General features: G+C 46.3%; 19 protein-coding genes. 9 read left to right on the forward strand and 10 right to left on the reverse strand.

From position 1 onward, the window contains the following. Positions 1-9: 9 nt before the first annotated feature. Entirely contained in the window at positions 10-627 is a 618-nt protein-coding gene (gene rhtB, locus R7F64_RS20995) for a homoserine/homoserine lactone efflux protein (RefSeq protein WP_005378732.1), read from the reverse strand. A 65-nt stretch (positions 628-692) separates the two neighbouring features. Here rhtB and R7F64_RS21000 point away from each other — a divergent pair, with 65 nt between their 5' ends. Then, positions 693-1,703 (forward strand): alpha/beta fold hydrolase, encoded by a 1,011-nt coding sequence (locus R7F64_RS21000; RefSeq protein ID WP_005378733.1) that lies wholly within the window; start codon positions 693-695, stop codon positions 1,701-1,703. 244 nt (positions 1,704-1,947) lie between these two features. Continuing rightward, positions 1,948-2,772 carry a Cof-type HAD-IIB family hydrolase gene (locus R7F64_RS21005; protein WP_017636084.1) on the forward strand — a complete coding sequence of 275 codons (825 nt, stop codon included), beginning with the start codon at positions 1,948-1,950 and terminating at the stop codon, positions 2,770-2,772. 50 nt (positions 2,773-2,822) lie between these two features. Here the strand turns inward: R7F64_RS21005 and R7F64_RS21010 are convergent, their stop codons facing one another. Beyond that, the gene (locus R7F64_RS21010) at positions 2,823-3,293 is read right to left on the reverse strand and encodes an EVE domain-containing protein (protein WP_005378735.1); all 471 of its coding nucleotides are present in this window, start codon (positions 3,291-3,293) and stop codon (positions 2,823-2,825) included. A 47-nt stretch (positions 3,294-3,340) separates the two neighbouring features. On the opposite strand from R7F64_RS21010, the gene R7F64_RS21015 reads away from it, so the two are divergent. Together R7F64_RS21015 and R7F64_RS21020 are read left to right on the forward strand one after the other, a co-directional pair. After that, on the forward strand, positions 3,341-4,891 hold the full coding sequence (locus R7F64_RS21015; RefSeq protein ID WP_213906368.1) for a COG3650 family protein: 1,551 nt from the start codon (positions 3,341-3,343) through the stop codon (positions 4,889-4,891). Beyond that, on the forward strand, positions 4,891-5,487 hold the full coding sequence (locus R7F64_RS21020; RefSeq protein ID WP_054575535.1) for a tRNA-uridine aminocarboxypropyltransferase: 597 nt from the start codon (positions 4,891-4,893) through the stop codon (positions 5,485-5,487). The genes R7F64_RS21015 and R7F64_RS21020 overlap by 1 nt, the downstream gene beginning before the upstream one ends. Before the next feature lie 83 nt (positions 5,488-5,570). On the opposite strand, the gene R7F64_RS21025 is transcribed toward R7F64_RS21020, so the two are convergent. From R7F64_RS21025 to lptM, 7 genes are all read right to left on the reverse strand, one after another. Continuing rightward, positions 5,571-8,057 carry an EAL domain-containing protein gene (locus R7F64_RS21025; protein WP_318072060.1) on the reverse strand — a complete coding sequence of 829 codons (2,487 nt, stop codon included), beginning with the start codon at positions 8,055-8,057 and terminating at the stop codon, positions 5,571-5,573. Positions 8,058-8,195: 138 nt separating this feature from the next. Further along, entirely contained in the window at positions 8,196-8,912 is a 717-nt protein-coding gene (yigB, locus tag R7F64_RS21030) for a 5-amino-6-(5-phospho-D-ribitylamino)uracil phosphatase YigB (RefSeq protein WP_047104010.1), read from the reverse strand. An 8-nt stretch (positions 8,913-8,920) separates the two neighbouring features. Beyond that, positions 8,921-9,853 carry a tyrosine recombinase XerC gene (gene xerC / locus R7F64_RS21035; RefSeq protein ID WP_005378742.1) on the reverse strand — a complete coding sequence of 311 codons (933 nt, stop codon included), beginning with the start codon at positions 9,851-9,853 and terminating at the stop codon, positions 8,921-8,923. Then, positions 9,819-10,550 (reverse strand): DUF484 family protein, encoded by a 732-nt coding sequence (locus R7F64_RS21040; protein WP_182016945.1) that lies wholly within the window; start codon positions 10,548-10,550, stop codon positions 9,819-9,821. The genes xerC and R7F64_RS21040 overlap by 35 nt, the downstream gene beginning before the upstream one ends. Further along, positions 10,544-11,374, reverse strand: a complete 831-nt coding sequence (dapF, locus tag R7F64_RS21045; protein WP_005378744.1) for a diaminopimelate epimerase — start codon at positions 11,372-11,374, stop codon at positions 10,544-10,546. Before dapF ends, R7F64_RS21040 begins: the two co-directional genes overlap by 7 nt. A gap of 10 nt (positions 11,375-11,384) precedes the next feature. Then, positions 11,385-12,638: a diaminopimelate decarboxylase gene (gene lysA / locus R7F64_RS21050; RefSeq protein ID WP_005378745.1), complete on the reverse strand. Its 1,254-nt coding sequence runs from the start codon at positions 12,636-12,638 to the stop codon at positions 11,385-11,387. Between the two features lie 61 nt (positions 12,639-12,699). Continuing rightward, a complete protein-coding gene (gene lptM, locus R7F64_RS24560; RefSeq protein ID WP_005378746.1) occupies positions 12,700-12,816 on the reverse strand; it encodes an LPS translocon maturation chaperone LptM in 117 nt (38 codons plus the stop codon). A gap of 74 nt (positions 12,817-12,890) precedes the next feature. Here lptM and cyaY point away from each other — a divergent pair, with 74 nt between their 5' ends. Continuing rightward, positions 12,891-13,205, forward strand: a complete 315-nt coding sequence (gene cyaY, locus R7F64_RS21060) for an iron donor protein CyaY (RefSeq protein ID WP_047104004.1) — start codon at positions 12,891-12,893, stop codon at positions 13,203-13,205. A gap of 69 nt (positions 13,206-13,274) precedes the next feature. Here cyaY and R7F64_RS21065 read toward each other — a convergent pair whose 3' ends face one another. Next, the gene (locus R7F64_RS21065; protein WP_042523920.1) at positions 13,275-15,803 is read right to left on the reverse strand and encodes a class I adenylate cyclase; all 2,529 of its coding nucleotides are present in this window, start codon (positions 15,801-15,803) and stop codon (positions 13,275-13,277) included. Positions 15,804-16,149: 346 nt separating this feature from the next. Between R7F64_RS21065 and hemC the strand changes: the two genes are divergently transcribed. The 4 genes from hemC to R7F64_RS21085 are packed head-to-tail and all read left to right on the forward strand — an operon-like array spanning position 16,150 to position 20,229. After that, positions 16,150-17,088, forward strand: coding sequence for a hydroxymethylbilane synthase (gene hemC / locus R7F64_RS21070; protein ID WP_005383388.1), 939 nt, complete (start codon positions 16,150-16,152; stop codon positions 17,086-17,088). Positions 17,089-17,090: 2 nt separating this feature from the next. Next, the gene (locus R7F64_RS21075; RefSeq protein ID WP_318072061.1) at positions 17,091-17,819 is read left to right on the forward strand and encodes a uroporphyrinogen-III synthase; all 729 of its coding nucleotides are present in this window, start codon (positions 17,091-17,093) and stop codon (positions 17,817-17,819) included. Between the two features lie 17 nt (positions 17,820-17,836). Beyond that, positions 17,837-19,048: a uroporphyrinogen-III C-methyltransferase gene (locus tag R7F64_RS21080; RefSeq protein ID WP_318072062.1), complete on the forward strand. Its 1,212-nt coding sequence runs from the start codon at positions 17,837-17,839 to the stop codon at positions 19,046-19,048. After that, the gene (locus tag R7F64_RS21085) at positions 19,048-20,229 is read left to right on the forward strand and encodes a heme biosynthesis protein HemY (protein ID WP_005383375.1); all 1,182 of its coding nucleotides are present in this window, start codon (positions 19,048-19,050) and stop codon (positions 20,227-20,229) included. Before R7F64_RS21080 ends, R7F64_RS21085 begins: the two co-directional genes overlap by 1 nt. The last annotated feature ends 775 nt before the right edge of the window (positions 20,230-21,004 follow it).

Raw genomic sequence — 21,004 nt, forward strand, 5'->3', positions numbered from 1 at the left:
ATAAATGGCTTATGACTTTGCAGCTGCTAATAATGCACCACAACCCATGAACATTGAACCGAATACTTTGTTTATTTTTCCCATGATTTTATCGGAGCGAATAAAGCGTCCCATTTGTGCTGCCAAGCTCGTGTAACCCAACATTACACACGCATCAATCACGACCGTAGTGACGCCAAGCACCAACAGTTGCGTGATTTGGTCTTTTGCCGGGTCAATAAACTGCGGGAACAACGCCACCAGAAAAACAATCGATTTAGGGTTGGTGAGGTTAATTAACACTGCCTTGTACAACAGCGCCGTGCCTGACATCTCGTTGTGGTTTTCAGCTGCGACTAAGCTTGATGTATCGCGCCATTTCTGAATCCCCAACCAAACCAGATAAGCGGCACCAACCCATTTAATGACAGAAAATGCGGTTGCTGACTGCGCGACAAGCGCACCAATACCCGCCCCCACCAGCGCGATGTGGATAACTAAACCAATTTGTAAGCCAATAATGGCACCCAGTGATTTACGGGTACCGTAACTCAAACCATTACTGATTGAGTTCACCGTGCCAGAGCCCGGAGCCAAACTAAAAACGATTGCTGTTACTACATAAGCTAACCAGACATGGGTATCCATTGCATTTCCTCACTAATTCTTCGATGATACATCGCGTAAACAACGTATCTTCAGGTAATCAACTAATGGCGACTAACCATTCACCTTTGACTTATACTCAAGAGACATTATTTGAGCAAGCAATTGGTGGTCCGATCGCAGCACTTTGGCAAACTCGCCAAGAGGGCTTTGTTAAAGGGACTGAGAAAAAGAACATTTACTGGTGCAAGCTAACCAACCCAGAGCATAAAAAAGCCGTGCTCATCGTAAATGGACGCATTGAGTCTTCCTGGAAATACCAAGAGCTGTTTTACGATCTCTACCGCCAAGGTTTCGATGTCTATTCCTTTGACCACCGCGGACAAGGTTTATCAGATCGTTTATTATCTGACTCAGATATGGGTCACGTCTATGACTTTACTGATTATATTGATGATATGGACATCGTCGTAAAAAAACACGACCTTAGCGAATATCAACAATGCTTCATCATCGCGCACTCTATGGGCGGCGCGATCGCCACACGTTACCTGCAAACTCACCCAGAACACCCTTTTACTGGTTTGATTCTAAGTGCGCCCATGTTTGGCATTAACCTGCCATGGTACCTCTCACCAATAGCGATTCCGGTCACACAAATTATGTCAGCGGTATCGACTTTGCCACGCTATGCACCAGGACATCAGGCCTACTTCCCTAAGCCCTTTGAAGATAACCCACTTAGCCAAAGTTACGGCCGCTACCAATGGTTCCGAAACCTATATACGGAAAAACCGGAACTGCAAGTCGGTGGGCCAAGCACTCGCTGGGTTTGGCAAGGGCTCATGGCCGCTAAGCAGTGCTTTTTATTAACTCGCCAAGTCAAAATACCAGTAATCCTAATCCAAGCCGGAAACGATCGGATTGTTAGCAACCTCGCGCAAAAGCGTTTTATTGATAAATTGCGGAAAACCAACCCGCACGCGGAGCTGCTTTCTATCGAAGGCGCACAGCATGAAATCTTGTTCGAGACCGACAAGTATCGTAATCAAGCGCTCGATGCGATTTTCCGCTTTATGAATGACCCTAAATCGCCATCAAACGAACAAGCACAATAAGAACTCTAGGCGACCATTTCACGACTAAGATTAAAGAGGAAATGTCTACACATCGATTTACCCTCTTTTTCATCCTCATTTTGGCGTACACTGCTTGAACTTGGCTACTTTGACACAGTGTTTAACCGCATAGTGCTACGGGCCCAAGTTCCCCCGCATTCGGAGCAGTACGATCTAGTCAGTCTGCTGTACTCCGTTTGCAATTCACCTGTTCCACACTATCCAAACCGTTTACGAGGACTTCATGAGCACATCGCTACCTTGCAAAGAGATCACCAAAATCGTTGCCTCTGATCTGGATGGCACGTTACTCGCACCAAACCATCAGCTCAGTGCTTACTCAAAAGAGACGCTAAAAGCGCTGCATGAAAAGGGTTATACCTTTGTCTTTGCAACCGGCCGTCACCACGTAGACGTTGCGAGCATCCGTCGCCAAGTTGGCATTCCAGCTTATATGATCACGTCGAATGGTGCCCGAGTGCATGACCAGGAAGATCAGCTAATGTACAGCGAGAATGTCCCTGCGGAACTGGTACAAGGCGTGATCGACACGATCAAACATGATCAAGAAATACTTATTCACATGTATCAAAATGATAGCTGGTTGATGAACAAGGATGATGAAACGTTACGTGACTTCCACGATGAATTCACTTACGTCTTATTTGATGAAGACCACGCCCCAACTGACGGTATTGCGAAAGTTTTCTTCACGCATCCAGGAGAAGACCACGAACGTTTGGTCGTATTTGAAAACAAACTACGTGAGCAGTTTGGTGATAAGCTGAACATCGCATTTTCAACGCCTTGGTGTTTGGAAGTAATGAGCGCTGGCGTGTCTAAAGGCCATGCTCTTGAAGCGGTAGCGAAAAAACTCGACCTCACGTTAGAAAACTGCGTAGCATTTGGTGATGGCATGAATGACGTAGAAATGCTGTCGATGGCAGGTAAAGGGCTAGTTATGGGTACATCACACGAAAAAGTGATGAAAGCTCTACCAAATAATGAAGTGATTGGCAGCAATGCGGAAGATGCGGTTGCACACTACCTACAAGAACACTTGCTGTAAGCTTCAATACTCCAAATTATGAAGGGCTGCACATTCGCAGCCCTTTTCTTTTATCGCTGACTTGGCAGCTTCTCTTTGCCAAGAATCGCGTCCCATTCTTCTTCTGTCACGGGCATAATCGACAAGCGATTTCCACGTTTCACCAACGGCATGTTCTCAAGTTCTGGCATCGCTTTCATCACCGACAACGGAATCACTCGCGCCGTTTTACGTACAAACTCGACATCCACCATAATCCAACGCGGGTTGTCTGGGTCTGACTTTGGATCGTAATAATCGCTTTCGGGATCGAATTGGAAATGATCGGGATAGGCTTCTCTCACAACTTTAGCAATACCTGCCACGCCAACATGTTTACAAGAAGAGTGGTAAATCAGGACTAAATCGCCCACCTTCACTTGGTCACGCATCATATTGCGCGCCTGATAATTACGAACTCCCTCCCAACATGAAACCTTTTGGGTTCGAAGCGTGTCAATAGAAAAGGTATCTGGTTCAGTTTTAAATAACCAATATGCCATAATGCCATCCGATGCCGATTGAGTAACAATAATGAGGAAGATATAACATGAAGGCTTTGAAAAACCCAGTGGCGCTTGCCACCCTGCTGGTTCTGCAAGCATGTAGTTCACAGTCGCCACAATCTGGTGCCGCTGACCCAACCTCTCCACCAGCAACCTTAGATAAGCCTGAAACCATTCAACCTCAAACTTTTATGCTGCGCGGAAAAGTGATCGTCGGTCACGAGAGCCAATACATCATGCCTTGTGGCAGCGACAAGCAATATTGGTTGCAACTATCACCACAGCAAATGCAACAAGCAATTCAGTTAAATAACGAGCCTTACCAGACTATGTATGGCGAGGTTATCGGCCACCTCAACCCACCGGGCATCGATGGGTTTTCTGCTGATTTCGATGCTAACTTTGTCGTGGAACAAGTGAACTTCCTCACAACGGAAAACCCAAACCGTTGTCAGCAACCAAACAAACCAACTCGCGTGTTTGGTAATGAGCCTTCTTGGTCGGCAAGCTTTGAGGCTAATGGACTAACATTCCAGCAAATCGGCAAACAAACCACAAAATTAGCGATTAACAGCAGTCAGCTTCAACCTCGCCAGCGCACTTATCAACTGCAAGGTGGTGAGCTTCGCTTAACAGAAAACCTCTGCTCAGACACAATGAGCGATTCTTTGTATGGCTGGAAAGCAACACTAAAACATGATGGCGAGACGTATCAAGGTTGTGGTATGGCTGCAAACGTCGATGCAACGCTTGGCTGGGCTAATACCTATGTCGCGACCTCAACCCAATCACAAGGCTTTGAAGTACAAATGACCTTAAACCCAGACCACAGCGCCACAACAAAATATCGTTACGCCAATGGACAAGCACCATTAATCGAGCGTGGTTACTGGCAACAGTTAAGTCCGTCTCAGGTTCAAGTAGTCATGACGCATCATCAACAGCAAAGGCTAATGTCAGAACGACTGTTTACTCGAGAAGGCAATCAGCTCAAAGCGACCAAAGAAAAAGTCGGTAACTTAGTATACCCAATCGCCGATGGTGGTTTAGTCCTTTATCCTGCCATCGTTCGTGATGAAGGCATCATGCAACCAACCGAAAAACGCACCAACAACCCCATCGGTAGTGCTGACGTCCCTTCTAGTGCAGAGTTTGATTCAAAAGTAGATGCCGCGGTGCGCAACTACTTCTTTATCCATCAAACCACCCCCAACAATAACCAATACCGTTGGCTAACTTACGACCTCAACAGCGATGGTAACGAAGAGCTATTGGTACAGTTGGATTGGTGTGGTTCCGGAGGCTGTACATTGCTGATATTTGAACATCACGAAAAGGAATGGCGCTTTAATAGCCGCATTACACTAGTGCAAAGCCCGATTATGCTCGGCCAACAAACCTCTCATGGTTGGCGAGATCTGATTTTTAATGTCAGCGGTGGCGGAGCTAAAGCGGCTCAACACGTGATGCAATACACTGGGGTTAGCTACCCACTCAATCCAAGCATGGCGCCAACGGCAACGCCGAACCAAGTCAGTGGTGTGCGTCTGTTCTCTGATGGGATAAGCCCGGTGCGCGAAGGAGTTCGTCTGTAATGTCACAACCGTGTCCAACCTGCGGTTTTCAATTCAATTGTATGTGCTCGCTAATGCCGAAACTTACCAGTGAGCACAACATCCTGCTGTTAATGCATCCGAATGAACTGAAGCGTGATACTAATACCGGCCAGCTACTAGAGCAGTGCCAACTCAACATTGAGCGAGTAATCTGGGATCGCAAACAGCCACCAGCAGAATTACTCTCTCTATTAGCTGATCCGTCGCGGTATCCGGTGTTGCTCTTCCCCTGTGAAGAAAGTATCACACTCGAAGATGTGGTACTCCAAAGCCAGCAACAAACCAAAACTCCGCTGTTTATTATTTTGGATGCCACCTGGCAAGAGGCGCGCAAGATGATCAATAAGAGCCGTTGGTTAGAAGGTATCCCTACTATGGGATTGTCTGCGTCGGCGGACTCACAATATCAGCTGCGACGCAACCAACAACAAGGTAATTTGTGTACGTTTGAAGTCGCTGCACATTTGCTCGGGCAACTTGGAGAACAAAACAACCAACAACAAATGCAGCGCTTTTTTGCCCATTACCTCGCTCTGTTCCAAGCTGAAAAGAGTGGACACGCTCTTAAGCGTTAAACATTAAGCTCAGTAGAAGGACCAAACACAAAACGCAGCCTACGCTGCGTTTTTTACGACAAGAAGTTTCACGTGAAACATCATTAAAACAGTCGAGTCGGCTCGCCAAGATAGTAACCCTGCAAATAATCCACCCCCATGTCTTGTGCGATGGTACACACCTCCTGATTGTGGACGAACTCCGCCACCGTCTCCGCGTTAAACACCTGGCACAAACGCACCAACTGGGAAGCGATCTTGCGCTGTTTTAAGTCTTTATCAATATCACGAATCAAGCTGCCATCGAGCTTTATGACTTCTGGCTCCAACTTTAGGATTTCATCGATATTCGAATAGCCGGACCCAAAGTCATCAACAATGATACGCGCCCCTAAGCTTCTAAAATGACTGCACACTTCTATCATTCGGCCGTAGTCTTTGATCTGCTCAGATTCCAGCACTTCTAAACCAATTCGCCTTGGGTCATTTAGCTGGCTAATTTCATGCTCTAAAAGCATTAAAGTTTTATCACTGAGCAAATCTTGCGGCGATAAGTTTATAGAAAAGTCACCTTGCTTATCTCGCATATAATGCAACGTAGAATGAATCATGTGCCGACTTAGTCGAGTGTAAAGATGTGTATCAGAGATAATTGGCAGAAAACGCCCTGGCGCAATCACCGTTCCATCGGCTTCCAGAATACGAACCAAACATTCTTGGCTTGCCAATTTGTGGCTACCCGCATGCACAATAGGTTGGCTATAAGTGATGATATTCTGTTTGAGAATGGCTCTACTGACGCAACTTAGCCATCCAAGTTGCTCTTTACGCACATCCTCACTGACTTCAATATCTTTCGCATTACAGATATGGGTATTACTGCGTACACCGGAGCGCCTCGCTTCGATGCCTTTGAGTAAGAGCTCATCTACTGAAGCGGATGGAAAATCTCGACGACTCACTAAGCCGCCGCATAGCGAGATAGAAAGATAATCTATTTCACGTAGGCCAATTGGCTCAAAATTAGTTTGTTCTACCGCGTCAGCAAAACGCGTAAAGTGCTGTTTGATGGTCTCGCTGCTTTGATCAGCTTTAAATATGAACGCCCATTCACCAACCCCAATACTATAAAGCTGCAAAGCCGTTGGCATGCCGAAACGCTTTCGTAGTCGATTCGTAAAGTGCATTGAGAGATCTTTGAGTAATTGATCTCCCACTCGGTAGCCGTATTTTTCGTTGATATGACTAAAGTTAAGTAGCTTTAGAGTCAACAAATGCTCATCCAAATCGATGTTACTCAGCCGCTCTTGCAATGCGACCCGGTTTTGTAATCCCGTGCGACTGTCGCGTCGATAGCTTTCTTGTAACTTGCGCGTTTGGCGATCGAGTTGATATCCCATATGCGCGTTCATATGGTTGAGATCGCCGATCGCATTTCGAATCAAGCTAAACAGCGGTGAAATAGAGGAGCTAACGGGCGACTTAGGCAAGTTCAATGTTTGCACTTCGTCTCCCTCTCGCATCGCTAAATACGTCAGGCTGTGATGAAGAATTTCGGGCTGACCAATACCACCATGCAGCTCCCCCATACAGTAACTACCAAACGTCGTCGCAATATCTTTGAATGCTTGGACTTCGTCGCTGCTGTCAATAAAGTCTAACCGTGACGCGCAGTTAAAAATCATCACGACTTCAGGTTGGTGCATGGCTAACTCAACCACACCATGCCGCACTTGCTCGAGCGTTAACGAGGGATGGTTATAGCAAAATTGCACTTCGTCACCAAGACACCAGGGCCTGTCGAAGCTCATACTGCCATCAGCGTGTAGCTCCGTTACCGTACAAACTTCCTTTCGCCCTAAGCTTTCTCGATATAAAGGAAAGCTGAGCAGTTGACTCAGCGTCACGTCATGGCCATCCGCCAAGTAACGCTTGTATACGTCCAGCGCTTTCTTCTCACCTAAACAATACAAGCGCGTTCCTTTTGCATGAGTGACTTTGTGTGGCATGCCAATCGGGTTCCATTCCGAATACGCATCAGTCCATAGCTTCAAAGTATCACTGTGCAAAGCTACGGCAACCGCAGCGTTATCGTAAACTCGGTTTTGATATAGCACCCAGCAGCCATCGTCAATACTCTGCGCCAACCCTCCAGAAATCACGACTTCTTCACTGGCGAAGGTTTGAAACAAGGGATAGTCACGTCGTTCAATTTGCACAGCAAAGCTGAGGATCACCTGTGAATTATGCTGCATTAGAAGAGAGCGCTTGAGTTCCCCGCCATCAATGTCAGGGGAGTAAGAGTATGTTTGTACCGCAGAAGTCAGCGTGGTTTGCTCAAATTCAATCACACTCACTAGGCAACCAGAGGTAAATATCTCCCCTTCCAGAATTACATTACGCGTACTATGCCCCATAACATGAGCATTCGGCAGCGACGACAAAACGGCGTCTGCAAGTGTGGTCGTAAATTCGCGCGATTGCGTCGACAATATTTGTACTAAATATTGTTTATCTGAGGAAATTGGAAAAGTGACTAAAAAGTCATTCAGTTGACTGACATCGTGAACCAGTTTTGAAAAAGCTCGCATGGACCTACCACTGCCGTAACACTATCTTCACCACGACGTGTGGCGTTACTATTTTTATTTAATAGAGAATAATTTACGTGGCTTTGCGCTGCTTTTCTAGACACAAAATGAGATTAGAATGGATTAATGCGAAAGCAATTAAAAAAGTGTGAGTAACGGCTGCAAACTATTGATTTCAATATCAGGTAAAGTACGTGTTTTTGAATGGTTAATGACATTTTTATTCATATCATTAAACCAACAGGCTGCAAAACCAGCCAACTTTGCACCATGCACATCCGTGGTTAGGTGATCACCGACATGCAGAATATTCTCCGCAGGGATATCCAAGAATCGCTTCGCTTTAGTAAACATATCGGTTGCGGGTTTCGCCAATCCATCTGGTCCTGCTTTAAGTACCTGTTGGAAATAAGGCGTAAGACCGATGCGGTCTAAATCCACATTACCGTTGGTGATTGCCACCAACGGGATGTGCTGCGTGAGTTCCTCCAGTACATCGAGGCTTTGCTGCGGCACTTCAAAACGGTTACGCCAGTCCAACGCAACGTCTACTGCGGCTTTCGCAGCGGCATGTGCTGCGTCTTCGTCGTAGCCTACTTGGGAGAAGGCTTGCTGAAGTTGCACTAAACGCCATAAAGTGACATCGCTCTTCAGCTCGGGTTGTTGCTGCACAACTCGCTGTTTGAGAGCAAACCAATCCGCTTTGTTCATATGAGCAACCGCTGGATGATGGTGCTTGAGCCAAGATAGCAACTCACGCTCCATGCGAACGATCACAGGATAGTTGTCATAGAGGGTATCATCTAGGTCAAAGGTCATTGCCTTAATAGGCTCGATACGGCGATAAAATTTCATACTTCGGCTCACTCCCCGTTCTTTTTGCGTGCGCGTGGGTGGGCTTGGTCGTAGGCTTGCGCCAAATGTTGGAAATCCAAGTGCGTGTAGATTTGGGTCGTCGAAATGTTCTCGTGCCCTAAAAGCTCCTGCACCGCACGTAAGTTATTGCTTGATTCGAGCATATGTGTCGCAAATGAGTGACGCAATTTATGCGGACTAATATGGCTTGCGACAGACTGTTTCTGCCCCCATTCAGCCATGCGCTTTTGCACGCTACGATGCGAAATACGCGTTCCGAGCTTAGATACAAACAAGGCGGGCTCACCTGGAGCGGCTAAATCACCACGAACGCGTAGCCACTTCCCAACCCACTCGGTTGCCATCCCAGAGAACGGCACTTTACGTTCTTTATCGCCTTTACCAATAACACGAAGCTCACCACTACGCAGTTGTACGTCACGTACATCCACACCCACCAGTTCAGCCAAACGTAAGCCGGCGCCATACATCAGCTCCATCATGGCGCGATCGCGCACAGCCAACGGATCGTCCTCGTTGACTTCAAGTAATTGGCTCACTTCGTCAACATCGAGGTTTTTGGGCAACGGGCGTTTTTTGCGAGGTGCTGAAACCCCTTTGGCTGGGTTAGCCGACATCTCGCCACGCAGAATAAGGAAATCGAAAAAACTACGCAGCGATGAGAGTCGCGTTGCCAAACTGCTGGCTTTCATGCCTTCTCGCATGCCCTTACCTGCTAATTGGCGCACCCAACCAGCATCCACTTGAGACCAATCTTTGAGCCCCATTTCAGCTAAGTGCTGCGCCATAGTTTCTAGCTGCTGTTTGTAATTGCGCTGAGTATGTAGGCTAAGCCCCTTTTCGCTTCGTAAGAATTCATAGAAGCGCTCAAGAGGCTTTTGCAGACTATTTGGTAGAGGAGTGTTGGGAGTTGTCGTCATCGTAACTTTGCCATACCAGTGTTTGAGCGAGATGTGCCACTACTAATGATAGGTGACGCAAAAACAAGGTATCCATATCTGGCTGAAAATGGCCGCCATCTTCACTAGAAAAAGCAAGCACGCCCAGTGTTTGCTGTTTCACGAGCGGCAGTACCACATAGGACCCCATTTCCGGCACTTCCATGTTGCCAAACAAAGCTTCACGATCCACTTTGCGAAGACGTCCTAAGTACGCATCTTTGCCATTTAAGTGAGTGGTCGCAAAGCGTTGATAACTTTCCTTACTCAATTGAATCGATGCGTCGCATTGACTAAACAATCGAACAAACGCACGTAAGCCCAATGCTTTGGCTTTCTCTTCGATAGAATGAATGACTTGTTTAAAGTCACCACACTTTAGAATCTGCCCCTGCAAATCCATAAATTCGTAAAAGGTGCGATCATTGTTCGCCGCAAGCGACATTAGTGTAGTGATCTCTTCCTCTAACTCTTCAATGCGCTGACGTTGGCGATTCATTTGGATGTGTACCAAAGATACCGCGCCTAAGTCTGAGTGTGGGAAAGATAAACGATCCACAAGCTCCGGACGTTGCACAAAAAAGTCTGGATGATCTTTGAGGTACTCGGCCACTACTTCAGCCGTTAAGGCATCTGCTTCTACTTGAGACAAAGCGTTTCCTTTTTCTTCAACTAGCAAGACAATTGACCATCAAATACATGCGTTGTAGGTCCGGTCATAAACAACGGCTTGCCAGGGCCTTGCCATGCAATTCGCAATTCACCACCAGGTAGAGAAACCTTAACGTTTTCATCCAACAAGCCCTGCAGAATCCCAACCGCGACTGCCGCGCATGCACCACTACCACAAGCTTGTGTCTCTCCTGCGCCTCGCTCGTAAACTCGAAGACGAATATGGTCACGACTCATCACCTGCATAAAGCCAGCGTTGACGCGCTCTGGGAAACGCTCATGCGACTCAAGCAGCGGACCGAGAGTTTCCACTTCTGCCGTATCCACATCGTCGACCACGGTCACTACGTGCGGGTTACCCATGCTCACAGCACCACAAAACAAGGTATTGTCGCCTGCTCGCATGATGTAAGTTTTCTCTTTTTGCTTCGCTTTGAAAGGAATTTTGTTCGGTTCAAACTCTGGCACGCCCATGTTGACCGTCACTTCCCCATCATCTTCGATGTTGAGAATCATCTTTCCTTTCTTGGTGCTCACGCTGATGCTGTATTTATTGGTCAGCCCCTTCAAGCGAACAAAGCGGGCAAAACAGCGTGCACCGTTACCACACTGTTCAACTTCACTACCATCGGCATTAAAAATCCGATAATGGAAGTCGGTTTCGGGGTCGTACGGGGCCTCTACCACAAGCAATTGGTCAAAACCAACGCCAGTATGACGATCCGCCAAGCGGCGGATCAGGTCTTGCGAGAAAAACACGTTCTGGGTAATACAGTCGACGACCATGAAGTCGTTGCCCAAACCGTGCATTTTGGAAAAGTGGAAATGCATTTGTTGTGTGTTACTCCGGTAGAATCTGTTCCAGCTGCCACAAACTGGTCAGCTCCTCACGCTGGCGAACTAAGTGGCTTTGTTTACCGTCCACCATCACTTCTGCCGCTCGGGTACGAGTATTGTAGTTCGAAGACATCACAAAACCATAGGCACCTGCTGAACGAACCGCGAGTAGATCACCTTCTTGCAAAACGAGTGCGCGATCTTTACCCAAGAAGTCGCCGGTTTCACAAATAGGACCAACCAAGTCGTAAGTCTGAGCTTCACCCTTTCGCGGTGAAACTGGCACAATATCTTGCCATGCTTGGTATAGCGCAGGACGCATCAAGTCGTTCATTGCAGCGTCGATAATCGCAAAGTTTTTATGCTCAGTATGTTTTAAAAACTCAACACGCGTTAGCAAGATACCTGCGTTCGCAGCAATTGCACGGCCTGGCTCAAAGATCAGCTCCAAGTCTTGGTGATTTTCAAGACGACCAAGTAACGCTTTGGCGTAATCAGAAGGCTGAGGTGGTAATTCATCACGATAGACCACACCCAAACCGCCGCCGACATCAAGGTGACGAATGTTAATGCCTTGCGCTTTTAAATCATCAATCAGGGCTAATAAACGGTCTGTCGCGTCGATAAATGGGTCTATATTGGTCAGCTGAGAACCAATGTGGCAGTCGATGCCTTGCACATTCAAGTTCGGCAGGCTTTGCGCGAATTTATAAACATCTGGCGCACGATCAAACGCAATGCCGAATTTATTGTCGCGAAGACCAGTCGAAATGTAAGGGTGTGTTTTCGCGTCGACATCTGGATTGATACGCAGAGAAATTGGCGCAATCACACCAAGCTCACCCGCAACCTTGTTCAAACGTTCTAGCTCTGGCTCAGATTCAACGTTGAAACATTTGATACCTAGCTCAAGAGCGCGCTTCATCTCTGCCGGTGTTTTACCAACACCAGAGAAAACGACTTTTTTCGGATCACCGCCTGCGGCAATCACACGCTCAAGTTCACCGCCCGACACGATGTCAAAACCCGATCCCAAACGCGCTAGCGTGTTCAATACGCCTAAGTTTGAGTTGGCTTTCACCGCGTAGCAAACCAGGTGAGGATGCTGACCCACAGCACTATCAAACGCCTTCCAATGGCGCTCTAGCGTGGCTCGAGAATATACGTAAAGAGGAGTGCCATATTGCTCTGCAAGAGCTTGAAGTGGGACGTCTTCGGCCCAAAGCTGGCCATCATCCTGATAGTTGAAGTAATCCAAAATTCGCTTCCCTTATTTTATTCGACTGCTGAACCCTAATTTCACCCTAAGGTGCGGTTATTTATTGTGATTGCTCATTCTGTTGAGTGTCATCTGGAATGTATAGTGAGCCAGACTGACCACACCCCGCTAAGGTCGCGGCAACCATCACAAACAACACAGTAACTAATTTTTTCATTTCGCATATCGTGATTATTGAATCAATGCCCCCTATAATCGCACCACACTCAGGAAAAGCAATAGGATAGACGGATGAACGATACTGAATTTCATCAACTGGTGGATGCGCAGATGCAAATCATCGAAGAATCCATCGATGATTCAGGCGCAGACATTGATTACGAAGTCACTGGCAACGTAATGACATTGGAATTTGAAGACCGCAGCCAAATCATCATTAATCGCCAAGAGCCGATGCAGGAGATCTGGCTAGCGTCCAAATCTGGTGGTTTCCACTTCAAGCTTATTGAAGGTAAATGGACCTGCTCAAAAACGGGTATGGAGCTATTTGAAATGGTGAAGCAAGAGTGTGAAAAGCACGCGGGCGAAGCCATTGATTGGGTATAATACTGGTCAATCGTCACCAAAACAAAAAGAGCACCGAAGTGCTCTTTTTGTTTATTGATAAGGGTTTAATTACGCGTTCACAGTTTTGGTCGGGCGACTCGGTGAACAACCGTCATTACGGTAAGGAATGATATACGCATTCCCCTCTTCAGGGTGAATAATTTGATAGTACTGAGGCAGGTTAAAATTAATAAACTTCGACGCGACGCGACTATCGTCTTTTACCGACGTGTAGAAACTGTTTACAGACGAAATCATTTCATCTTTGGAGCCACTAAATTGGTGATACACTTCTACTTGATTTGACTCATCCAACACATAAATATTGAAGCCATCTTCGTTATCTTCAAAGAAGAACTGCACCAGACCTTCACTGGCAAACCCATCCACCGCTTCCGGCATTTGATATTCTTGCTCACGATCGAGCATTAACAGCGGCGAGCCTTTGAGTTTGTTAGTAGAAATGCTGCGGTAGAAATCGATGGAATTTTCTAGCTTCTGCACCGACACACCACGACGTTCAAAGAACAACCCATAAGTCTGGTTACCAAGACGCATCGCTTTAAAGCGGCGACGTTTCTCTTGCTCTACTGGTTTCAAGCGTAAGTCGATACATTCAGCTAAAAGCTGGTAAACCATATTACGCATCACACCACGCATGTTCTTCGCATAGCAGAACACATCCACTGATTCTGGTGGCAACGCATCTTGGTGCATTTTGCCCAAAATGGTTTTCAGTGCATCCAGCATCGCCGTTTCCCCTTTGAAATGCAGCGTACGCACTTCATGCCAAGAGTTACGGTAAACAAGGTCAACACTGCCGACTAAATTTTTATGTTCTGGACCAAAGCTAAAAATATCGGTGTTCTTAACATCCACTTTCAACGAACGACCAGAAAGTTCAGACGTCGGATCATTTTCGAAGTTGATGAACATCGCAAGCTGGCTTATTTCACAAGGACTCGCTAGCGCCTGCATAGATGGACGACGCTTACGCAACGCAAAAGTATTTCGTAAGTCACTCACCATTTGGTAAAACTTATCAATATCTAGCTGCGCTTCACGTACCACGGCATGTAAACGAGTCGATTCAGTGATCAAGCCATTGAAGAATGCCCAAGCAACCAACTTACTCAAGTATTCATGATGCTCTAGATATGGTTGCCCCAAAATGCGGTGCGCAATAAGCGGTTGTTTATAGAGGTACCAACCAGACTTGTTTACCCCCCCTTTTTTCACTTCGATAAAGCTCAAGTCAGGCTCGTGCAGATCAGGTGAAATCTGTGGGTTTAGTAACGTTACTTTGCCCGGCAATACTTCAAAAGCAGCGTAGAGTTTACGGGCCAAAATACTGATGTCTTGCGGACTGATAGCAGAAGTGATGTCGTTACGACGCGCAAATTGAATCAAGTTACGGTAGCTTTGCATCAACGCATCCAGCAATGCATGATGTACCACCTTTACTTGTTCAACCTTCCAATTACGGCGGTCATCGAGCTCTGCAACGACACTGGCATCCCAATTCCATTTTGCAATCATATCGCTCAGTGCTTCACGACGCCAAGCTACTGAGCCAATATTCGGCTCACGAGATAGTTTTTCATGGGTTTTGAGATAGAAACAGCGACGCACCAAATCCAAACGTGTATCGTCTTGAATTCGCTCTAAGTAACGGGTTACTTTTTCCAACATTAAGTAGTACGCATCCATGCCATAGAGGTCAGGCTCATGGGCAAAGAAACGACGCTTAGTGTCGATACTTAACAATTGAGTATGCGGGTATTCCCACGAGTAAGCTTCTAGCAAGATGGCTTTTAATACCGATTTGTAGGGAGAGTCGATGCTTTTGTATAACTGCCACAAGTTCGAGCCGAAGTATTCTTCAGCAGGAATGCAGTTCAATTTACCAAAGTCGATCCATTCACTACAGTCGATGTAACCATCACTGCACAGTTGAGAAACGTACTCGTCGTAACACTCTTCCATTTCTGGCGGCACGATTTGCCATAACAAACGCTGTCCGGCAATACGCACCGCACTACGATAGAATTCATCTAGCAAAAGTAAGTGCTGAGATGAACCACAGTTATCACCTGTCATCTCCTCAGAATGATTGCTTCTAAAGCGCTCTTTATCCATTAAGAAAAAGTTCGCTTCCACGCCTTTGCTTTGTGCCCAATCCGTGATGAGTAAGCATTTATTGGTCAATAACTCGCGTTCGTCACAATCCATATCGGGCGAGATACACACCCAAATATCCAAATCACTGGAAGTACTTTGACCAATCGAGGAGGTACTGCCCATGGTGTATAAACCCAATATAGCGGGCTTTTCTACCGTCTTGAGCGGCTGACCAATGGCAAGTTGAATATCATCTATGAATTGTTGCTGAATGCTATTTAGTTCAAGCCCATGCACACCAAACGGGACATCGGCATCATAATAGCCAGGAATTACAGGATGGTTGTAGTTCAACAAGGCAGGAATCAAGTGGAAGACTTGCTGGCTTTGCGAATCCATAAGCGCCAACGCGCGATCAACTCGCTGCTGATTCAAATTATCTAGTCGCTGGATGATTTTTTGGGTGTAAGCCTGCAAGGGGAATTCCTTGGTTGAACAATCACGAAAATCTGCTGACGTTTTAAACCAAAATGGCTTAAAAACGTGATCAATTTAACACTTTTATTGGTGCGGGTAAAGCTTCACGCCCGCGTATCACTCTGGATACAAAACCATACTTTAGTCACAAAATTAATCGCGCGGTAGTGTCGCTCTTATTACCTATTACTAATAATAGTCCTTAGTCTAATTGAGAATCCAGTCACACTATTTTCATAACGTCATGTAATTCCATTCATAGCCTTCAGAGATAACGAACTAACAGTAAGCATTTCTTGATGAGAATGGTAGGATAAACCCAAATCCAAACAGCATTGAGAAGATCATGACACAATCCACACCGATTCGCATTGCAACTCGAAAAAGCCCTCTTGCTTTATGGCAAGCTTACTTTGTTAAAGACGCCCTTCAAGCCGCTCACCCTGGCTTGGAAGTCGAGTTAGTAACCATGGTGACCAAAGGTGACGTGATTTTAGATACACCACTAGCAAAAGTTGGCGGCAAAGGCTTGTTCGTAAAAGAGCTTGAAATCGCGATGCTAGAAGGACGTGCAGACCTCGCCGTTCACTCAATGAAAGACGTACCCGTCGATTTCCCAGAAGGCCTTGGCCTCGTGACCATTTGTGAGCGTGAAGATCCTCGTGATGCCTTCGTCTCTAATACCTATAGCCACATTGATGAGCTCCCTCAAGGTGCCGTGGTTGGTACTTGCAGTTTGCGCCGTCAATGCCAACTGAAAGAATATCGTCCGGACATCATCATCAAAGAGCTTCGCGGTAATGTGGGCACTCGCCTTGGTAAGTTAGATGCGGGTGAGTATGATGCAATCATTCTTGCTGCGGCTGGCCTCAAACGATTGAAGCTTGAAGAGCGCATTCGTAGCTTTATCGAACCAGAGCAATCACTACCAGCGGTAGGGCAAGGTGCTGTCGGTATTGAGTGCCGCCTTGACGATGAAAGACTGCTTAAGCTGCTTGAGCCACTTAACCACCAAGACACCGTAGACCGCGTTTTGTGTGAGCGCGCAATGAACCTTACGCTAGAAGGCGGCTGTCAGGTACCTATCGGCAGCTATGCCCTGCTAGACGGCGACAACATTTGGCTACGCGCATTAGTTGGCGAACCAGATGGCAGCGAAATTGTGCGTGGTGAAATTCGTGGCCATCGTAAAGATGGCGAAGCATTAGGAGTGCAGCTAGCCAATGAGCTGCTAGATAACGGCGCTCGTGAAATCCTAACTAAGCTGTACGCAGATCACGAATAACCATGGCAGTGTTGGTCACTCGGCCGGGAGAGCAAGGCAACGCGCTTTGCTCTCTGCTCGAAAGGCACGGCATTTCCGCATATCACCATCCTCTGATCGACATTGTCGCCGATCTCACGGACACGCACCTCTCTAAACATCTACATCAAGCTCAAATTGTTATCGCTGTTAGTCGACATGCAGTGCAATGTGCACAGCAAATCTTAGCCAGCAAGGGGATGTCATGGCCGAAACAAGCTATTTACCTTGCCGTTGGTCAAAAAACAGCACACTATTTAAGCAAATGTACCCAACAGAAAGTACACTATCCCCAAGTCAGTGATAGTGAACACTTATTGCGACTGCCAGAGCTCAACAATGTGGCACAACAACAAGTTCTTATCCTTCGTGGTAACGGCGGAAGAGAGCTGATCAAAGATGCATTGGTGAGGCGTGGCGCAAAAGTTCACTATAGTGAGACTTACAAGAGAGAATTCATCCCATTCGATCCAGTAAGCTGTATCTCACTATGGAAAAACCTACAAATTAACCAGATTATTGTCACCAGTGGTGAACAACTGGATTATTTGTGCAGCCAATTGACGTCGGAGCAATTGACTTGGCTTAATCAACAAGAGTTGTATATCCCCAGTCAGCGTATCGCTGACATCGCAATTCAAAGGGGGTTCACTCGCGTGAGATGCACGGGAAGCGCATCCAACCAAGAATTACTGGCGGCTCTCCAGCCCTAGCTACACAGGATATAGGCATGACAAGTAAAAATAACGACCAAAAAAATAACGATAAAAACCTTTCCGAAGAAACCTCATCGGCACCGCTAGTCGAAAAAACCACATCGCAGCAGGATGCGGACCTTAAAAAAGAGCAACCACAAGCGGCCGAGCCCCCAAAAACAGCAGAGCCAACCAAAGTCGAGTTTGAAGAAAAACAAGGTAAACGCGGTGTCAAACTAGGCACGGTCGCTATCATCTTATCGATTATTTTTGGCGGTGGCCTCGCGTACAAGCTGCATCAACAGCAAGCCGATTACCAAGCGCAGATCGCCCAACTAAAAAGTCAGCTAGAAAGCACTCAAGCTTCCATGAAGCAAGAGCTCAGCCGGGTACAAGAAGAAACCATCGAGAAAGCAACAAACGTGACACACAAAGCGGAAGTGGTACTTGGACAGCAACAGAAGAGCATTGAAAGCTTACAGCTCGCCGTTGCCGATGTGAAAGGTCGTCGACCAAACGACTGGCTATTGGCGGAAGCCGATTACCTCGTCAAATTAGCCGGCCGTAAATTGTTCTTAGAGCACGATGTAGAAAGCGCGACTCAACTGATGGAAAGTGCAGACCAACGCATTGCAGCGCTGAATGACCCTAGTCTCGTCAAACTACGTAAAGCAATGGCAAACGATATCACCAAACTTCGCACTATCCCGCTAATTGACCGTGATGGATTGGTACTACGCTTAACTGCCCTGCAACAGCAAGTAGACAAGCTCCCTCTCGCCAATGCACTGCTACCTGAAGCTGAAGCCGTAGAAAACACTGAAGTGTCTGAAGATATCGCAAACTGGCAAGATAACTTAATGACCTCTTTGAAGGACTTTTCAGAAAACTTCATTACCTTCCGCACGCGCGATGGTAACGTCATTCCACTGCTTTCTCCTGAGCAACACTTTTACCTGAAAGAAAACATCAAAGCCAAATTGGAAACGGCAATAAAAGCGGTGTACCAAGAACAAGGTGAAATTTACACCACATCTCTAAAAACAGCCGACAAATGGGCATTAGCTTTCTTCAACCAAGACGATAATTCCGTTAAAGAGTTCAACAAAACGGTTAACCTGCTAAGTCAGCAAAATATTCAAGTGGAATACCCAACAAAACTGCAAAGTCAGTCTCAACTATCAGATGTCATCCGTGAACGCCTACGTCGTGAAGTCACAACGATGACAGGCATGGAGGATAAGTAATGTTTCGTCTTATTTTCCTATTTGTTGTACTAGGCGCAGGACTATTTGTTGGCACCCAGTTTTCTGGTCAGCAAGGCTATGTACTCATCTCCATTGCCGAGAAAACGATCGAGATGAGCGTAACGACATTAGTGGTTTTCGTTATCGCAGCACTCGCAGGTCTTTTTCTGCTTGAGTACCTGATTAAGAAGTTAGTTTATGCTAGTTCTACAACATGGAACTACTTCAGTGTTCGCAAAATGCGCCATTCCCGCCGATACACCAATGAAGGCATTATTAAACTTCTAGAAGGTGACTGGAAAGGTGCTGAGAAAAAAGTAACTCGCTGGGCAAATCATCACGATATGCCGCTGCTTTGCTACTTAGTTGCCTCTGAAGCCGCACAAGGTCAAGGTGATAAAGCAAAACGAGATCACTATCTAGAGCTAGCGAGCCAACAAGAGAACGCCCATCTCGCAGTAGAGCTGACTCGAGCGAAACAATTTATCCGCGACAACGAGTTCGAGTCCGCTTTCGATACCTTGCAATCGTTAAAAAGTCAGTATGCGAGTAACTCTATTGTATTGAACTTGCTGAAAACAACGTACATGCAGCTAAAGTTGTGGCAACCTCTTATTGACCTCTTGCCACAACTAACCAAAGCAAAACTCATCTCGGACGAAGAACATGCAGAGCTGATTCAAAAGGCGCAGTGCGGCTTACTCCATGAAGTAGCGCAGCAACAGGGTAGCGAAGGGCTAATCTCCCATTGGAATAGCCTCTCACGTAAAGTGAAACAAGACACACACCTCGTTGCCTGTTTTGCTCGAGAACTCATCACACGAAAAGCTGATGCAGAAGCCTTTACCGTGCTAAAAGAAGCATTAAAAAAACAACCAGCCCCAGAGCTTTATCAACTACTGCCAGATCTAAATCTGCCAGATACCCACCCTGTCGTGGTCTTCTTAGAGGGAGTAGTGAAGAAAGAACCGGATAACGCCGCTGCCCATAGCGCATTAGCGCACTTCTATTTCCGTCAAGAGAAGTGGCAAGAAGCCCAGGATCACTTTGAGATCGCCTTAAAGCTTCGCTCTGACGTCTCTGACTATGCATTCCTAGCAGACACACTAGAGAAGCAAAATCTAACCAAAGCTGCTCACGAAGTCTCTCGTAAAGCTCTCACGCTCGTACAGAATGACTAACTTAAGATGACCTAACCAAGCCGACAGCTTACCTGTCGGCTTTTTTATTGCCTGCTATTAACCCTTCAGTCCTTAGTCATCAATATGTTTATCCAATTCATTGGCTCCCAAGTAGTTCTCAACTTCCTAGCAACTCACTATCGTTTCACTTTCCTCTTCTCTTTTGACTACTCTGATCCTGTCATTCCAGCAGAATCCAAAACAATTTTAAAAGATGCAGGAATACGTAACTTTAGCCTGTTGATGTATGGTTTTAAGACGTAGCTAGATTTAGGCAATAGAGCACACGCGTCGCTAGACTGAGTAAAACAAAAAGATACATCAGTGAAACAGTGGCTATTTGAGTATGCTTATTTGTTCGGTCTATCCGGTAAAATGGGCTAGAGAAGCAATGGTAGTGCTTTAAGAGAACGATAAGGCAATAGATGGTTCAACACCTTAACAAAGCATCTCCAACAACCTTATCGGGACAGCATGCAGTGATGAGGATGAACAGCTTTAGAAGCAACTGCACTTCTTAGCAAAAATCAAAACGTCACAACCAATACCAATACCGATACCGATACCGATACCGATACCGATATTACTTAGTCCAAAAGTAGATCGCATATGGAATTGATTTTTGGCAAGCACAGATAGAGTAATAAAGATGTGCGGAAATGAAAAAAGCCTCGCTATTTCTAGCGAGGCTTCTTAATAGTGGCGGAGAGATAGGGATTTGAACCCTAGATACGCTATTAACGTATGCCGGTTTTCAAGACCGGTGCTTTCAACC

Origin of the sequence: Vibrio sp. Vb1980 (assembly GCF_033338615.1) — a bacterium.
Classification (GTDB): Bacteria; Pseudomonadota; Gammaproteobacteria; order Enterobacterales; family Vibrionaceae; genus Vibrio; species Vibrio alginolyticus.

Excerpts from the sequence above, each read along its gene's own strand:
- R7F64_RS21015 (WP_213906368.1), top strand. The coding sequence starts at position 3,341 with ATGAAGGCTTTGAAAAACCCAGTGGCGCTTGCCACCCTGCTGGTTCTG.
- R7F64_RS21085 (WP_005383375.1), top strand. The coding sequence starts at position 19,048 with ATGTTTCGTCTTATTTTCCTATTTGTTGTACTAGGCGCAGGACTATTT.
- R7F64_RS21010 (WP_005378735.1), bottom strand. The coding sequence starts at position 3,293 with ATGGCATATTGGTTATTTAAAACTGAACCAGATACCTTTTCTATTGAC.
- R7F64_RS21000 (WP_005378733.1), top strand. The coding sequence starts at position 693 with ATGGCGACTAACCATTCACCTTTGACTTATACTCAAGAGACATTATTT.
- R7F64_RS21075 (WP_318072061.1), top strand. The coding sequence starts at position 17,091 with ATGGCAGTGTTGGTCACTCGGCCGGGAGAGCAAGGCAACGCGCTTTGC.
- R7F64_RS21020 (WP_054575535.1), top strand. The coding sequence starts at position 4,891 with ATGTCACAACCGTGTCCAACCTGCGGTTTTCAATTCAATTGTATGTGC.
- rhtB (WP_005378732.1), bottom strand. The coding sequence starts at position 627 with ATGGATACCCATGTCTGGTTAGCTTATGTAGTAACAGCAATCGTTTTT.
- lptM (WP_005378746.1), bottom strand. The coding sequence starts at position 12,816 with ATGAAAAAATTAGTTACTGTGTTGTTTGTGATGGTTGCCGCGACCTTA.
- R7F64_RS21005 (WP_017636084.1), top strand. The coding sequence starts at position 1,948 with ATGAGCACATCGCTACCTTGCAAAGAGATCACCAAAATCGTTGCCTCT.
- R7F64_RS21025 (WP_318072060.1), bottom strand. The coding sequence starts at position 8,057 with ATGCGAGCTTTTTCAAAACTGGTTCACGATGTCAGTCAACTGAATGAC.
- xerC (WP_005378742.1), bottom strand. The coding sequence starts at position 9,853 with ATGACGACAACTCCCAACACTCCTCTACCAAATAGTCTGCAAAAGCCT.
- dapF (WP_005378744.1), bottom strand. The coding sequence starts at position 11,374 with ATGCATTTCCACTTTTCCAAAATGCACGGTTTGGGCAACGACTTCATG.
- yigB (WP_047104010.1), bottom strand. The coding sequence starts at position 8,912 with ATGAAATTTTATCGCCGTATCGAGCCTATTAAGGCAATGACCTTTGAC.
- cyaY (WP_047104004.1), top strand. The coding sequence starts at position 12,891 with ATGAACGATACTGAATTTCATCAACTGGTGGATGCGCAGATGCAAATC.
- hemC (WP_005383388.1), top strand. The coding sequence starts at position 16,150 with ATGACACAATCCACACCGATTCGCATTGCAACTCGAAAAAGCCCTCTT.
- R7F64_RS21080 (WP_318072062.1), top strand. The coding sequence starts at position 17,837 with ATGACAAGTAAAAATAACGACCAAAAAAATAACGATAAAAACCTTTCC.